General features: G+C 41.9%; 25 protein-coding genes. All 25 read left to right on the forward strand.

Annotated elements, in window-relative coordinates:
- Positions 1–101 (forward strand): EF-Tu C-terminal domain-related protein (locus GQO39_RS04425; protein ID WP_500789581.1); only part of this gene is annotated, 101 nt, incomplete at its 5' end.
- 65 nt (positions 102–166) lie between these two features.
- The gene (gene rpsJ, locus GQO39_RS04430; RefSeq protein ID WP_004855744.1) at positions 167–475 is read left to right on the forward strand and encodes a 30S ribosomal protein S10; all 309 of its coding nucleotides are present in this window, start codon (positions 167–169) and stop codon (positions 473–475) included.
- A 27-nt stretch (positions 476–502) separates the two neighbouring features.
- A complete protein-coding gene (gene rplC / locus GQO39_RS04435; protein WP_156851109.1) occupies positions 503–1,243 on the forward strand; it encodes a 50S ribosomal protein L3 in 741 nt (246 codons plus the stop codon).
- Positions 1,243–1,863, forward strand: coding sequence for a 50S ribosomal protein L4 (rplD, locus tag GQO39_RS04440; protein ID WP_156851110.1), 621 nt, complete (start codon positions 1,243–1,245; stop codon positions 1,861–1,863). The genes rplC and rplD overlap by 1 nt, the downstream gene beginning before the upstream one ends.
- Positions 1,860–2,153 carry a 50S ribosomal protein L23 gene (locus GQO39_RS04445; RefSeq protein ID WP_007552543.1) on the forward strand — a complete coding sequence of 98 codons (294 nt, stop codon included), beginning with the start codon at positions 1,860–1,862 and terminating at the stop codon, positions 2,151–2,153. Before rplD ends, GQO39_RS04445 begins: the two co-directional genes overlap by 4 nt.
- A gap of 22 nt (positions 2,154–2,175) precedes the next feature.
- A complete protein-coding gene (rplB, locus tag GQO39_RS04450) occupies positions 2,176–3,009 on the forward strand; it encodes a 50S ribosomal protein L2 (protein WP_007552544.1) in 834 nt (277 codons plus the stop codon).
- Between the two features lie 15 nt (positions 3,010–3,024).
- A complete protein-coding gene (gene rpsS / locus GQO39_RS04455; RefSeq protein ID WP_007552546.1) occupies positions 3,025–3,303 on the forward strand; it encodes a 30S ribosomal protein S19 in 279 nt (92 codons plus the stop codon).
- 2 nt (positions 3,304–3,305) lie between these two features.
- On the forward strand, positions 3,306–3,695 hold the full coding sequence (gene rplV, locus GQO39_RS04460) for a 50S ribosomal protein L22 (protein ID WP_007552547.1): 390 nt from the start codon (positions 3,306–3,308) through the stop codon (positions 3,693–3,695).
- On the forward strand, positions 3,695–4,405 hold the full coding sequence (gene rpsC / locus GQO39_RS04465) for a 30S ribosomal protein S3 (RefSeq protein ID WP_156851111.1): 711 nt from the start codon (positions 3,695–3,697) through the stop codon (positions 4,403–4,405). Before rplV ends, rpsC begins: the two co-directional genes overlap by 1 nt.
- Before the next feature lie 36 nt (positions 4,406–4,441).
- Complete coding sequence (rplP, locus tag GQO39_RS04470) at positions 4,442–4,855, forward strand: 50S ribosomal protein L16 (protein WP_156851112.1); 414 nt, start codon at positions 4,442–4,444, stop codon at positions 4,853–4,855.
- Positions 4,856–4,867: 12 nt separating this feature from the next.
- Positions 4,868–5,068, forward strand: coding sequence for a 50S ribosomal protein L29 (gene rpmC, locus GQO39_RS04475; RefSeq protein WP_007552550.1), 201 nt, complete (start codon positions 4,868–4,870; stop codon positions 5,066–5,068).
- 11 nt (positions 5,069–5,079) lie between these two features.
- Positions 5,080–5,319, forward strand: coding sequence for a 30S ribosomal protein S17 (gene rpsQ / locus GQO39_RS04480; protein ID WP_007552551.1), 240 nt, complete (start codon positions 5,080–5,082; stop codon positions 5,317–5,319).
- A 146-nt stretch (positions 5,320–5,465) separates the two neighbouring features.
- Positions 5,466–5,834: a 50S ribosomal protein L14 gene (gene rplN / locus GQO39_RS04485; RefSeq protein ID WP_004855715.1), complete on the forward strand. Its 369-nt coding sequence runs from the start codon at positions 5,466–5,468 to the stop codon at positions 5,832–5,834.
- A 12-nt stretch (positions 5,835–5,846) separates the two neighbouring features.
- A complete protein-coding gene (gene rplX, locus GQO39_RS04490) occupies positions 5,847–6,161 on the forward strand; it encodes a 50S ribosomal protein L24 (protein ID WP_156851113.1) in 315 nt (104 codons plus the stop codon).
- Positions 6,154–6,711 carry a 50S ribosomal protein L5 gene (gene rplE, locus GQO39_RS04495; protein ID WP_007552553.1) on the forward strand — a complete coding sequence of 186 codons (558 nt, stop codon included), beginning with the start codon at positions 6,154–6,156 and terminating at the stop codon, positions 6,709–6,711. The genes rplX and rplE overlap by 8 nt, the downstream gene beginning before the upstream one ends.
- 24 nt (positions 6,712–6,735) lie before the next feature.
- Entirely contained in the window at positions 6,736–7,041 is a 306-nt protein-coding gene (gene rpsN, locus GQO39_RS04500) for a 30S ribosomal protein S14 (RefSeq protein ID WP_004859177.1), read from the forward strand.
- A 14-nt stretch (positions 7,042–7,055) separates the two neighbouring features.
- The gene (gene rpsH, locus GQO39_RS04505; RefSeq protein WP_007552557.1) at positions 7,056–7,454 is read left to right on the forward strand and encodes a 30S ribosomal protein S8; all 399 of its coding nucleotides are present in this window, start codon (positions 7,056–7,058) and stop codon (positions 7,452–7,454) included.
- Positions 7,455–7,491: 37 nt separating this feature from the next.
- Entirely contained in the window at positions 7,492–8,025 is a 534-nt protein-coding gene (gene rplF, locus GQO39_RS04510; RefSeq protein WP_156851114.1) for a 50S ribosomal protein L6, read from the forward strand.
- Positions 8,026–8,037: 12 nt separating this feature from the next.
- Positions 8,038–8,400, forward strand: a complete 363-nt coding sequence (rplR, locus tag GQO39_RS04515) for a 50S ribosomal protein L18 (RefSeq protein ID WP_007552559.1) — start codon at positions 8,038–8,040, stop codon at positions 8,398–8,400.
- Positions 8,401–8,514: 114 nt separating this feature from the next.
- Positions 8,515–9,063, forward strand: a complete 549-nt coding sequence (gene rpsE, locus GQO39_RS04520) for a 30S ribosomal protein S5 (RefSeq protein ID WP_007552560.1) — start codon at positions 8,515–8,517, stop codon at positions 9,061–9,063.
- A 31-nt stretch (positions 9,064–9,094) separates the two neighbouring features.
- Positions 9,095–9,301 carry a 50S ribosomal protein L30 gene (rpmD, locus tag GQO39_RS04525; RefSeq protein WP_156851115.1) on the forward strand — a complete coding sequence of 69 codons (207 nt, stop codon included), beginning with the start codon at positions 9,095–9,097 and terminating at the stop codon, positions 9,299–9,301.
- 20 nt (positions 9,302–9,321) lie between these two features.
- Positions 9,322–9,789, forward strand: a complete 468-nt coding sequence (gene rplO / locus GQO39_RS04530; RefSeq protein ID WP_156851116.1) for a 50S ribosomal protein L15 — start codon at positions 9,322–9,324, stop codon at positions 9,787–9,789.
- Positions 9,790–9,952: 163 nt separating this feature from the next.
- Positions 9,953–11,299 carry a preprotein translocase subunit SecY gene (gene secY / locus GQO39_RS04535; protein WP_156851117.1) on the forward strand — a complete coding sequence of 449 codons (1,347 nt, stop codon included), beginning with the start codon at positions 9,953–9,955 and terminating at the stop codon, positions 11,297–11,299.
- On the forward strand, positions 11,296–11,874 hold the full coding sequence (locus GQO39_RS04540; protein ID WP_156851118.1) for an adenylate kinase: 579 nt from the start codon (positions 11,296–11,298) through the stop codon (positions 11,872–11,874). The genes secY and GQO39_RS04540 overlap by 4 nt, the downstream gene beginning before the upstream one ends.
- A gap of 177 nt (positions 11,875–12,051) precedes the next feature.
- The gene (rpsM, locus tag GQO39_RS04545) at positions 12,052–12,420 is read left to right on the forward strand and encodes a 30S ribosomal protein S13 (RefSeq protein WP_007552566.1); all 369 of its coding nucleotides are present in this window, start codon (positions 12,052–12,054) and stop codon (positions 12,418–12,420) included.
- The last annotated feature ends 67 nt before the right edge of the window (positions 12,421–12,487 follow it).

The raw sequence follows: 12,487 nt of genomic DNA on the forward strand, positions 1-12,487 counted from the left end.
CTTTGATTGTTCCAATTGCCATGGAAGAGAAGCTTCGTTTTGCTATTCGTGAAGGTGGTCGTACTGTCGGTGCAGGAATCGTTTCTAAGATCATTGAATAAATAATAGTTACTAAGGGTGTCTTTAATTGTTAAAGACGCGTTATGTGACAAGGAAATAAAAGAGTATGAACAGTCAGAATATCCGCATTCGCTTGAAAGCGTTTGACCACAGAATTCTTGATGCGTCGACGCGTGAAATTGTGTCGACCGCTAAACGTACTGGTGCAAATGTCCGTGGTCCTATTCCGCTTCCAACACGAATTGAGAAGTTTACGGTCAATCGCGGACCGCACATCGATAAGAAGAGTCGTGAGCAGTTTGAAATGCGTACACATAAGCGTCTTCTTGATATTGTTGATCCAACACCACAAACAGTGGATGCGCTTATGAAGCTTGATCTTTCTGCTGGTGTGGATGTAGAGATTAAGCTCTGAGGTTTGAGGACAGAAGGAACAGACCCGATGCGTTCAGGTGTAATAGCACAGAAGCTGGGCATGACCCGTATTTATAATGAAGCTGGTGAGCATGTGCCGGTAACAGTACTTCGTTTAGAGAATTGTCAAGTTGTTGCTCAGCGTACAGTTGAAAAGAATGGTTATACTGCTGTTCAGTTAGGTGTAGGCTTTGCTAAGGTTAAGAATACATCGCAAGCTCTTCGTGGGCATTTTGCTAAGGCTTCTGTTGAGCCAAAAGCTAAAATAGCAGAATTTCGTGTGAGTCCCGATAATCTCCTTGATATCGGTACTGAAATTACAGTGGAACATTTTGTTCCAGGGCAAAAAGTCGATGTAACAGGTACGAGTATCGGTAAAGGTTTTGCTGGTGTTATGAAACGGCATAATTTTGGTGGACATCGTGCTTCTCATGGTAATTCTATCACACACCGTGCTCATGGTTCAACAGGACAGTGTCAAGATCCGGGTAAAGTTTTTAAAGGTAAAAAAATGGCTGGTCATATGGGGCAGGTCCGTGTAACAACACAGAATATTGAGGTTGTTTCCACAGATGTTGAACGTGGTTTAATTTTGGTGCGTGGTGCTGTTTCTGGTTCCAAAGGCTCTTGGATTTTAGTGCGGGATGCCGTAAAGAGACCTCTTCCTGATAATGCGCCGAAACCTGCTGGTATTCGTCGTTTTGTTAATGAGAAGACGGAAATGGTTGCTCCGGCAATGGAAATCTCTGAAGTTGAGGGAGCCGAATAATGGATCTTGTAATTAAAACTCTTGATGGTAATGAGACTGGTAAGTTAAAAGTTTCTGAAGCTGTCTTTGGCCTTATTCCGCGTGAGGATATTTTGCAACGTGTTGTTCGTTGGCAACTTGCACGTCATCAGCAGGGAACCCACCAGTCACAGGGACGCTCTGATGTGTCTCGAACAGGGGCAAAGATGTTTAAACAAAAAGGAACTGGACGTGCGCGGCACTCTTCTGCTCGTGCGCCGCAGTTTCGGGGTGGTGGTAAGGCACATGGTCCGGTGGCCCGTAGTCATGCGCATGATCTTCCTAAGAAAGTTCGTGCACTTGGATTGCGACTTGCGTTATCAGCAAAATTAAAGGCAAAGGATTTGATTGTTGTTGAGGCACTGAGCGTTAAGGATGCTAAAACTAAAATGCTTGTTTCTCATTTTTCGAATCTTGGGTTTGATAATGCTCTTTTGATTGGTGGTAAAGAGATTGATATTAATTTTTCTCGTGCAGCATCTAATATCCCTAATATTGATATTCTACCAATTCAAGGAATTAATGTTTATGATATTTTGCGTCGCAGCAAACTTGTTTTGTCAAAAGAAGCTGTCGAGTTTCTTGAGGAGCGTTTTAGATGACAGATCTTCGCCATTATGATGTAATTGTTAGTCCGGTTATTACTGAAAAGTCGACTATGATTTCTGAATATAATCAAGTTGCTTTTGATGTCGCGCCGAAAGCGACGAAGCCTGAAATTAAGGCTGCTGTTGAAGCGCTTTTTAGCGTTAAAGTTAAAGCAGTTAACACGATAATCCGTAAAGGTAAAGTGAAGCGTTTTAAAGGCATTGTTGGTCGGCAGAATAATGTTAAGAAAGCGATCGTAACGTTGGCTAGTGGGCAGTCTATCGACGTTTCGACAGGTCTTTAAAGAGGTTCGGAGATAAAGAATAATGGCACTTAAGCACTTTAATCCAACTACACCTGGGCAACGTCAGCTTGTTATTGTAGATCGTTCTTGTCTTTATAAGGGTAGGTCTATAAAAACTCTAACTGAGGGCTTGTCATCAAAAGGTGGGCGTAATAATCGTGGTCGCGTTACTGCTCGTTTTCAGGGTGGTGGTCATAAACGCAGCTATCGATTTGTTGACTTTAAGCGTCTTAAACGTAATGTTTCTGCAAAAGTTGAGCGTCTAGAATATGATCCAAATCGTACTGCTTTTATTGCATTAATTCGTTATGAGGATGGGCAGTTGAGTTATATTCTCGCACCACAGCGTCTTGGTGTGGGTGATGCTATTATAGCTGGTTCTAATGTTGATGTTAAGCCAGGTAATGCTATGCCGCTTGGTAATATGCCGGTGGGTACAATTATTCATAATGTTGAAATGAAACCTGGAAAGGGTGGACAGATTGCGCGTTCAGCTGGCACTTATGCGCAGTTGGTTGGACGAGATCAAGGAATGGCTATTCTTCGTCTTAATTCTGGAGAGCAACGTTTGGTGTCTGGTAGCTGTTTTGCAACTGTTGGTGCTGTTTCAAATCCGGATCATGGGAATATTAATGATGGTAAGGCAGGGCGATCACGTTGGCGTGGTAAGCGTCCACATGTTCGTGGTGTTGCTATGAATCCTGTTGATCATCCACATGGTGGTGGTGAGGGGCGTACATCAGGGGGGCGTCATCCAGTGTCTCCTTGGGGTAAGCCTACGAAAGGTAAGCGTACGCGCTCCAATAAAGCCACTGATAAGTTTATTATGCGTACGCGTCATCAGCGCAAGAAATGAGAAAGGTAGTCTGAAGTGGTTCGTTCAGTTTGGAAGGGTCCGTTTGTTGACGGCTATCTTCTTGGAAAAGCAGAGAAGGTACGTGCAAGTGGGCGTAATGAAGTTATTAAAATATGGAGTCGTCGCTCTACTATTTTACCACAATTTGTTGGTTTAACTTTTGGTGTTTACAACGGAAATAAGCATATTCCTGTTTCTGTTTCTGAAGAGATGGTTGGACATAAGTTTGGTGAGTTTTCTCCCACTCGGACTTATTATGGGCATGGTGCAGACAAGAAAGCGAAGAGGAAGTAGTAATGGGAAAAGCTAAGATTCCGCGCCAGCTTAAGGACAATGAGGCGAAAGCTGTCACACGGACGATTCGTGTTAGTCCGCAGAAACTTAATTTGGTTGCTGCGATGATTCGTGGTAAAAGAGTGAATATGGCGTTAGCTGATTTGACGTTTTCACATAAACGTATTGCTGGGACTGTGAAAAAAACTCTTGAATCAGCGATTGCAAATGCAGAAAATAACCATGATCTTGATATCGATTCGCTTGTTGTTGCAGAAGCTTATGTTGGTAAGTCGATAGTGATGAAGCGTTTTCATGTTCGCGGTCGTGGACGTGCTAGTCGGATTGAGCGTCCGTTTTCGCATCTTACTATTATTGTTCGTGAAGTTACCGAAAAAGTGGAGGCCGCATAATGGGTCAGAAGATCAATCCAATAGGACTTCGTCTCGGAGTTAACCGGACTTGGGATTCCCGTTGGTATGCTGATAGTGGTGAATATGGGCGTCTTCTTCATGAGGATTTAAGGATTCGTTTATATGTTCTTGAAGAGCTGAAGCAAGCGGCTATTTCTAAGGTTGTTATTGAGCGTCCTCATAAGAAATGTCGTGTAACGATTCATTCGGCGCGTCCTGGTTTAATTATTGGTAAAAAGGGAGCTGATATCGAAAAGCTTCGTCGTAAGCTTTCGGAGATGACAAGTGCTGAGACTTCACTGAATATTGTGGAAATTCGTAAACCAGAAATTGATGCTACTATTATAGCGCAATCGATTGCTCAGCAATTAGAACGTCGTGTTGCTTTTCGGCGTGCAATGAAGCGTGCGGTTCAATCAGCTATGCGTCTTGGAGCGGAAGGAATTCGTATAAATTGTTCTGGTCGTCTTGGTGGGGCGGAAATTGCTCGTATGGAGTGGTATCGTGAAGGTCGTGTTCCGCTTCATACCTTGCGTTCTGATGTTGATTACGGTACAGCAGAGGCTAAGACCGCTTATGGTATTTGTGGTGTTAAGGTTTGGGTTTTTAAGGGTGAAATTCTTGAGCATGATCCGATGGCTTCAGAGCGTCGTGCTACAGAGGTTGATCATTCTGGTTCTTCATCGAATCGTCGCCGCGAAAATGCTTAGTTTTTGTGATTGAACTAGAATTTGGAGTAGAGAGCAATGTTGCAGCCAAAGCGCACAAAGTTCCGTAAACAGTTCAAGGGCCGTATTCACGGTGTTTCGAAGGGTGGTACGGATTTGAATTTCGGTGCTTACGGTTTGAAGGCTGTTGAGCCAGAGCGGGTTACTGCCCGCCAAATTGAAGCGGCACGTCGTGCTATTACACGTTATATGAAACGTTCTGGTCGCGTGTGGATTCGTATTTTTCCGGATCTTCCGGTTACATCTAAGCCGACTGAAGTTCGTATGGGTAAGGGTAAGGGAAGTGTAGATTATTGGGCAACTCGTGTTGCACCTGGACGTGTCATGTTTGAGCTTGATGGGGTTCCTGAAGATGTAGCACGTGAAGCACTAAGATTGGGTGCTGCTAAGTTGCCTGTAAAGACACGTTTCATCCAGCGTATTGCTGAATAAAGAGGTTAAGCGATGAGAGCCACAAAATTACGGGCGCAAACGCTCGACCAGATGAAAGATGAGTTGGCTAAGTTAAAGAAAGAGCAATTTAATTTGCGCTTTCAAAGAGCAACAGGCCAATTGGAAAAGACTGCACGTGTTAGGCAAGTTCGTCGTGACATTGCGCGTGTTAAAACTTTTCTTCGCCAGAAGATAAACGAAAGTAAGGCTTAAGGAAATAAGTGATGCCTAAACGCATTTTGCAAGGTGTTGTCGTTAGTGATAAGAATGATAAGACTGTTGTTGTTAAAGTGGAGCGTCGTTATTCTCATCCACTTCTCAAAAAGACTGTTCGGCAGTCTAAAAAGTATAAAGCGCATGACGAGAGTAACCAGTTCAAGGTTGGTGATCAGGTTTCTATTCAGGAATCTAGACCAATTTCGAAAGATAAGCGTTGGACTGTTGTTAAAGGCAGTGTAGCGTAGTTAATTAATTTGTTGTTTTGAAATTTAACAGTGGTTTTATTTCCGTTGGTAGATTTAGGGATGATTTTTTGTCGTTATTTGGCAGGCAAATCTGGATGTGTTAAGAGACATAACCGGGTATAACTATTAAGAGAAGGTGGCCAGTCATGATTCAGATGCAAACAAACCTCGACGTTGCCGATAATTCTGGTGCCCGTCGTGTCATGTGCATCAAGGTGTTAGGCGGTTCAAAGCGAAAATATGCTTCGGTCGGTGACATTATTGTTGTTTCGGTCAAGGATGCTATTCCTCGTGGTCGTGTTAAAAAGGGTGATGTGATGAAAGCTGTAGTAGTTCGTACTGCTAAGGATATTCGTCGCGCAGATGGTAGTGTTATTCGTTTTGATAGCAATGCTGCCGTTTTAGTGGATAATAAGAAAGAGCCGATCGGTACACGTATCTTCGGACCAGTTCCCCGCGAGCTTCGTGGCCGGAATCATATGAAGATCATCTCGCTCGCTCCTGAAGTGTTGTAAGGAGTGGGTGGTATGCAAAAAATTCGAAAAGGCGATAAAGTTGTAGTTTTATCCGGTAAAGATAAGGGGTGTAGTGGTGAAGTAATTAAGGTGAATCCGAAGGAGAACAAAGCTTTTGTTCGTGGGGTTAATATGATTAAACGTCATCAACGCCAAACGCAAAAGCAAGAGGCTGGAATCATTTCTAAGGAAGCTCCGATTCATCTATCTAATTTGGCGATTGCTGATCCTAAAGATGGTAAGCCTACGCGTGTAGGTTTTCGTGTGAATGCAGATGGTGATAAGGTTCGTTTTGCCAAGCGTTCGGGAGAGTTGATTAATGGCTGAGGAAAAACAAACGCCGCGCATGAAGGTGCATTATTTTGAAGTTGTTCGTAAAGCTCTTCAAGAGAAGTTTAATTATAAGAATGCAATGCAAATTCCGCGGGTTGATAAGATTGTGATTAATATGGGGGTTGGTGAAGCAACTGCCGATTCTAAAAAACCATCTGTTGCTGCTGAGGATTTAGGGTTAATAACAGGTCAGAAAGCTGTTGTAACCCGCGCGCGTAATTCTATTGCGACCTTTAAGGTTCGTGAAGGAATGCCGCTTGGGGCTAAAGTTACGTTGCGCAAAGATCGTATGTTTGAGTTTTTGGATCGTCTTGTTACGGTTGCGCTTCCGCGGGTTCGTGACTTTCGTGGTTTGAATTCCAAAAGTTTTGATGGTCGTGGCAATTTTGCTATGGGTATTAAAGAGCACATTGTGTTTCCAGAAATCAATTATGACAAAGTTGATCAAATTTGGGGCATGGATATTATCGTTTGTACGACAGCAAAAACGGATGATGAGGCGCGTGAATTATTGCGTGCTTTTAATTTTCCTTTTCGTTCGTAACGGCAAATGTAGCGAGGTAAGATTATGGCTAAAGTGAGTGCCGTTGAGAAAAATAAGCGTCGTGAGGTGATGGTAAAGCGTTATGCTGCGCGTCGTGCCCGCTTGAAAGCGATAGTTATGGATCAGAAGGTTTCTCTTGAGGAGCGCTTTAAAGCGTCTGTTCAATTGGCAGGGTTGCCACGCAATTCTGCAAAAGTTCGGGTTCGTAATCGCTGTGAGGTTTCAGGGCGTCCTCGGGCTTATTATCGTAAATTGAAAATGTCTCGGATTGCATTGCGTGAACTTGGTTCTGTAGGGCATATTCCTGGCATCGTTAAGTCTAGTTGGTGAGAGGAGATTACTCAATGTCTATGTCGGATCCTCTTGGTGATATGTTAACGCGTATTCGTAATGCGCTTGGTCGTAAAAAAGGAAAAGTGGTTACGCCTGCTTCTAAGCTTCGTGCTCGCGTTCTTGATGTTCTTCAGTCTGAAGGTTATATTCGCGGATATAATCAAGTTGATTGTGGTGATGGAAAATCTGAAATTGAAATCGAGTTAAAATATTTTGAAGGGTTAGCTGCTATTCGTGAAATTTCACGTGTTTCGAAGCCTGGTCGTCGTGTATATGTTTCTGCTAAGTCACTTCCTCAAGTGGCAAATGGTCTTGGTATTTCTATTTTATCAACTCCTAAGGGAGTTATGGCAGATCATGAGGCACGTGAGCAGAATGTTGGTGGAGAGCTCCTTTGTCGTGTTTTCTAAGTTATGTAAAGAAAACAGAAAAAAGTAGGTTAGAATAATGTCTCGTATTGGAAAAAAGCCCATCTCAATTCCTTCTGAGGTTACTGCAACGGTTGAAGGTCAACTGGTTAAAGCCAAAGGTCCGAAAGGTGAGTTGAGTTACGTTGTTAATGATGAAGTTTTGGTAAAACTTGAAGAAAATTTTATATCAGTTTCACCACGAGATCAGTCAAAAGATGCACGCTCAAAATGGGGGATGTCGCGTTCAATGATTGAAAATATTTTTTGTGGTGTGAAAGATGGCTTTGAAAAGAGATTGGAAATTAACGGAGTTGGTTATCGTGCTGCTTTGCAGGGCAAAGATGTTCAGCTGTCGTTAGGTTTTTCGCACGATGTGATTTATAAAGTGCCATCGGGTGTTACTATAACGGTTCCCAGACCTACAGAAATTGTTATTTCTGGAATTGATAAGCAGCGAGTTGGACAAGTTGCAGCAGAAATTCGCGAATATCGTAGGCCTGAGCCTTACAAAGGTAAGGGCGTTAAGCATGCAGATGAGCGTATCTTTCGTAAAGAAGGTAAAAAGAAATAAGGATTTTGTATTATGGTTTCGTCTAAGAACATTATCCAGCGTCGCGCACGACGTGTTCGTCGTAGAATCAAGATGTTTTCTAGTAATCGTCCGCGGCTTAGTGTTTATCGTTCAAATCAGAACATCTATGCTCAAATTATTGATGATTTGCGGGGGTATACGCTTGTTTCAGCATCTACCCTTGAAGGTGATTTAAAGAAATCTTTAAAAAGTGGTGCTAATAAAGAGGCAGCTTTTGCTGTTGGTAAGTTAATTGCTGAGCGTGCAAAACAGGCTGGTGTTAACGAGGTGGTTTTTGATCGTGGAGCATATGTGTACCATGGTAGAGTAAAGGCTTTGGCTGAGGCTGCTCGTGAAGGTGGTTTGAGCTTCTAAAGTATTTTATTTAGAAGTTTTAGTTAGGGGATTTTAGGGTGTTTCGTGTGAGTTCCTTTGGTTTGATGATGGAACTTTTTTAGCGTGCTTCCGGAAAAGAAGAAGGAATGAGGAATGGCACATAAAGAACGTGGTGAGCGAGATGAGCGTGATAGTGAATTTGTCGATAGACTTGTTCATATCAATCGTGTTGCTAAAGTTGTGAAAGGTGGGCGGCGTTTTGGTTTTGCTGCTCTTGTCGTTGTTGGGGATCAAAAAGGGCGTGTGGGCTTTGGTCATGGTAAGGCGCGTGAAGTGCCAGAAGCGGTTCGTAAGGCTACAGAAGCTGCGAAGCGTGCAATGATTTATGTTCCGCTTCGGTCTGGACGTACATTGCATCATGATCTTGAAGGTCGTCATGGGGCTGGTCGTGTTTTATTGCGTTCTGCCTCAGCTGGTACAGGTATTATTGCTGGTGGGCCGATGCGCGCTATTTTTGAAACTCTTGGTATGCAGGATGTTGTGGCAAAATCATTAGGATCGTCAAATCCGTATAACATGGTGCGTGCAACATTTGATGCCTTAATGCATCAAATGCATCCCAGAGATATTGCGGCTCAACGCGGTATAAAATATTCAACTTTGCAGGCACGTCGTAAACATTTAGTTGATGTGGAAGGCTAGTTTCTGAGATTATCAGAAAAGGAATTAGGAAATGGTTCAAAAAAAATCTCAGAGTAGCAAAACTGTAACGGTAGAACAAATTGGTAGTCCAATTCGGAATTCGCGGATTCAGCGTGCAACTTTGAAGGGACTCGGGTTAAATAAAATGCGGCGGCGGCGTGTTTTAGAGGATACGCTTTGTGTGCGGGGTATGATTGCTAAGGTTCGGCATCTTGTTCGCGTTATAGATAAAGATTAACGGTTGCGGGAGTATAGAATATGAAACTCAATGAGCTGCGCGATTGTGAAGGTGCAACGAGAGATCGTAAACGTGTTGGGCGTGGTATTGGTTCTGGTACCGGTAAAACTGCTGGTCGTGGTGTAAAGGGGCAGAATTCACGTTCTGGTGTTTCGCTTAATGGTTTTGAAGGTGGGCAAATGCCTATCTATCGTCGTTTACCAAAGCGTGGATTTAAAAATTTTTTTGCTAAGAACTATAACGAAGTTTCGTTGAGGCGTATTCAATTAGCAGTTGATGCGGGTAAGTTGAATGTTGAAAAACCTGTTGATATTGTTACACTGAAAGAGGCTGGTATTATTCGTCGTATGAGGGATGGTGTACGTATTCTTGCTGATGGTGAATTGAAAGTAAAGATTATAGTTCATGTTTCTGGTGTTTCTGATGCTGCTCGTATTAAGATTGAAAAAGCTGGTGGTCAGGTTATTCTTCCTGAGACTGTTCGGTGAGCTTATTTTGACATGAATGATATCCTGAGCAGTTTTTTATGATTCGTTTGAGGATGTTTTTTATGGAGAATTATTTAAGTTTTGTATTTATGTATGACGACAGGGATTTCTGGAGTTATACTCTTGTGATTTAAAGAACTAAAGTGGGGATTGGAGAGGTTTTATGGCGTCAGCGGCAGAGCAGTTTGCTTCCAATATAAACTTTGGAACTTTTTCACGTGCAACCGAATTGAAAAAACGTATTTGGTTTACCTTAGCTGCTCTTCTTGTTTATCGTTTTGGTACTTATATATCTCTTCCTGGTATTAATATTGATTCTTTGCGTCAAACATTTGAACATCATGCTTCTGGTGTTTTGGGGTTGTTTAATATGTTTGCTGGAGGAGCTGTTGGGCGTATGGCAATTTTTGCACTGGGAATTATGCCTTATATATCGGCATCAATTATTGTACAATTGCTAACTTCAGTTATTCCTTCGTTAGAAACTCTTAAAAAAGAGGGTGAATTAGGTCGTAAGATTATTAATCAGTATACACGCTACGTAACAGTAGTTTTAGCAATTCTGCAAGCATTTGGTATTGCGATTGCGCTTGAAACAGGTATAGGGACAGGGCTTCAAATTGTTGTGGAGCCTGGGTTTATGTTCCGTATTTCTTCTGTTATTACACTTGTTGGTGGAACGATGTTTTTAATGTGGCTTGGCGAGCAAATTACATCACGTGGTGTTGGTAATGGGGTTTCTCTTATTATTTTTACAGGTATTGTAGCTAATCTCCCTTCTACTTTTGCTCAGCTTTTGACTGCTCATAGTCAGGCTGATTTATCAACTTTTTTGTTAATAGGGATCGTTCTTATTGCGGTTTCTGTTATAGGAATTATTGTTTTTGTAGAGCGTGCACAACGTCGGATTCTTATTCAGTATCCGAAACGTCAAATTGGTAATCAGATGTTTCAAGGAGACATGTCGCATCTCCCTTTAAAACTGAATACTGCCGGCGTTATTCCACCAATTTTTGCTTCATCTTTGCTGTTATTGCCTGCAACTATTAATAATTTTTCTGACAAAATGCCGCAATGGGTTCAGGCTATTTCTTATTCTCTTGGTCATGGACAGCCACTTTACATGATTGTCTATGCTATTTTAATGGCCTTTTTTTGCTTTTTTTATACAGCTATTGTGTTTAATCCAAGTGATACGGCGGATCAGTTGAAAAAGCATTCTGGTTTTATTCCAGGAATTCGCCCTGGTGAACGTACAGCTGAGTATATTGATTATGTTTTGACGCGCATTACTGTTGTGGGAGCGGTTTATATTATTTTGGTTTGTTTATTACCTGAGTTTATGATATCCGCACTACAGGTTCCTTTTTATCTTGGGGGGACGTCTTTGTTGATTGTCGTTACTGTTACGCTTGATACAGTTGCTCAAATCCAGGGGCATCTTGTTGCTCACCAATATGAAGGATTGATTAAAAAATCAAAACTTCGTGGAGGTAGAAGGAATCGATGAGAATTGTTCTTTTAGGACCTCCTGGAGCTGGAAAAGGCACACAAGCTAAAATGTTGACTGAGGAGTATAATATCCCTCAGTTATCGACGGGCGATATGTTACGTGAAGTTATTGCCAAAGAAACGGAAGTTGGCAAAAAAGCTAAAGCTGTTATGAGTTCTGGTGCTTTAGTTCCTGATAGTATTGTTAATCAAATTGTATCAGAACGAATTGACGCAAGTGATTGTATAAATGGTTTTGTCTTGGATGGGTATCCGCGGACTGTGGGGCAGGCAGAAGCATTGCAGCAGATTTTGCAGTCGAAAAATATGCAGCTTGATGCTGTTATCGAACTAAGTGTTGATGAAGATGCGTTGATTGAAAGAATGAAGAAACGTGTTGAGGAAACAATAGCTACTGGTGGGCACGTTCGTTTAGATGATAATCCTGTTGCCTTTGCGAAGCGATTAGTAGAATATCGTGAAAAAACAGCTCCCTTATCAAAATTTTATTCAGAGAAGAGATTATTAAAGGTGATTGATGGAATGATTGGTATTAGTGAGATATCAGATGTAATTAAAAAGTCTTTTCAATAAGATTTTTTTTAGAAATAGATGAAAAGTGTTGACTTTTTCGGTGAAATCTATCAGAAAAAGCCTCAGTTTATTTCAGTAAAGTAATTGGATTCGGGGTGTGTTTGTGCCGAGTCTTTTTTCTGTAAGGTACATCAAGTATTTTATGGTTAATTGTCAACATAACCAAGGAGAGTAGGCGTGGCTCGTATTGCTGGCGTCAATATCCCGACAAATAAGCGTGTAATTATTGCGCTTCAGTATATTCACGGGATTGGACCGAAATTTGCTCAAGAAATTACTAAGAAGGTTGGCATTCCCATAGGGTGTCGTGTCCATGAGCTTTCGGATGCAGAGGTGTTGCAAATTCGTGAAGCGATAGATCAAGGCTATCAAGTTGAGGGAGATCTTCGCCGTGAGGTTGCGATGAATGTTAAGCGTTTAATGGATCTTGGTTGTTATCGTGGTTTGCGTCACCGCCGTTCTTTGCCTGTTCGTGGACAGCGTACGCATACAAATGCACGTACGCGTAAGGGGCCTGCTAAGGCAATCGCTGGAAAGAAGAAATAATATCCTTTATTTTTATAGAGTTTTATTTTTTTAGATATTCTGTTTTTTGTTAATTTTTTTTAACAAG

It is taken from the genome of Bartonella refiksaydamii (genome assembly GCF_902652675.1).
Taxonomy (GTDB): Bacteria; Pseudomonadota; Alphaproteobacteria; order Rhizobiales; family Rhizobiaceae; genus Bartonella; species Bartonella refiksaydamii.

Excerpts from the sequence above, each read along its gene's own strand:
- rpsJ (WP_004855744.1), top strand. The coding sequence starts at position 167 with ATGAACAGTCAGAATATCCGCATTCGCTTGAAAGCGTTTGACCACAGA.
- rplC (WP_156851109.1), top strand. The coding sequence starts at position 503 with ATGCGTTCAGGTGTAATAGCACAGAAGCTGGGCATGACCCGTATTTAT.
- rplD (WP_156851110.1), top strand. The coding sequence starts at position 1,243 with ATGGATCTTGTAATTAAAACTCTTGATGGTAATGAGACTGGTAAGTTA.
- GQO39_RS04445 (WP_007552543.1), top strand. The coding sequence starts at position 1,860 with ATGACAGATCTTCGCCATTATGATGTAATTGTTAGTCCGGTTATTACT.
- rplB (WP_007552544.1), top strand. The coding sequence starts at position 2,176 with ATGGCACTTAAGCACTTTAATCCAACTACACCTGGGCAACGTCAGCTT.
- rplV (WP_007552547.1), top strand. The coding sequence starts at position 3,306 with ATGGGAAAAGCTAAGATTCCGCGCCAGCTTAAGGACAATGAGGCGAAA.
- rpsC (WP_156851111.1), top strand. The coding sequence starts at position 3,695 with ATGGGTCAGAAGATCAATCCAATAGGACTTCGTCTCGGAGTTAACCGG.
- rplP (WP_156851112.1), top strand. The coding sequence starts at position 4,442 with ATGTTGCAGCCAAAGCGCACAAAGTTCCGTAAACAGTTCAAGGGCCGT.
- rpmC (WP_007552550.1), top strand. The coding sequence starts at position 4,868 with ATGAGAGCCACAAAATTACGGGCGCAAACGCTCGACCAGATGAAAGAT.
- rpsQ (WP_007552551.1), top strand. The coding sequence starts at position 5,080 with ATGCCTAAACGCATTTTGCAAGGTGTTGTCGTTAGTGATAAGAATGAT.
- rplN (WP_004855715.1), top strand. The coding sequence starts at position 5,466 with ATGATTCAGATGCAAACAAACCTCGACGTTGCCGATAATTCTGGTGCC.
- rplX (WP_156851113.1), top strand. The coding sequence starts at position 5,847 with ATGCAAAAAATTCGAAAAGGCGATAAAGTTGTAGTTTTATCCGGTAAA.
- rplE (WP_007552553.1), top strand. The coding sequence starts at position 6,154 with ATGGCTGAGGAAAAACAAACGCCGCGCATGAAGGTGCATTATTTTGAA.
- rpsN (WP_004859177.1), top strand. The coding sequence starts at position 6,736 with ATGGCTAAAGTGAGTGCCGTTGAGAAAAATAAGCGTCGTGAGGTGATG.
- rpsH (WP_007552557.1), top strand. The coding sequence starts at position 7,056 with ATGTCTATGTCGGATCCTCTTGGTGATATGTTAACGCGTATTCGTAAT.
- rplF (WP_156851114.1), top strand. The coding sequence starts at position 7,492 with ATGTCTCGTATTGGAAAAAAGCCCATCTCAATTCCTTCTGAGGTTACT.
- rplR (WP_007552559.1), top strand. The coding sequence starts at position 8,038 with ATGGTTTCGTCTAAGAACATTATCCAGCGTCGCGCACGACGTGTTCGT.
- rpsE (WP_007552560.1), top strand. The coding sequence starts at position 8,515 with ATGGCACATAAAGAACGTGGTGAGCGAGATGAGCGTGATAGTGAATTT.
- rpmD (WP_156851115.1), top strand. The coding sequence starts at position 9,095 with ATGGTTCAAAAAAAATCTCAGAGTAGCAAAACTGTAACGGTAGAACAA.
- rplO (WP_156851116.1), top strand. The coding sequence starts at position 9,322 with ATGAAACTCAATGAGCTGCGCGATTGTGAAGGTGCAACGAGAGATCGT.
- secY (WP_156851117.1), top strand. The coding sequence starts at position 9,953 with ATGGCGTCAGCGGCAGAGCAGTTTGCTTCCAATATAAACTTTGGAACT.
- GQO39_RS04540 (WP_156851118.1), top strand. The coding sequence starts at position 11,296 with ATGAGAATTGTTCTTTTAGGACCTCCTGGAGCTGGAAAAGGCACACAA.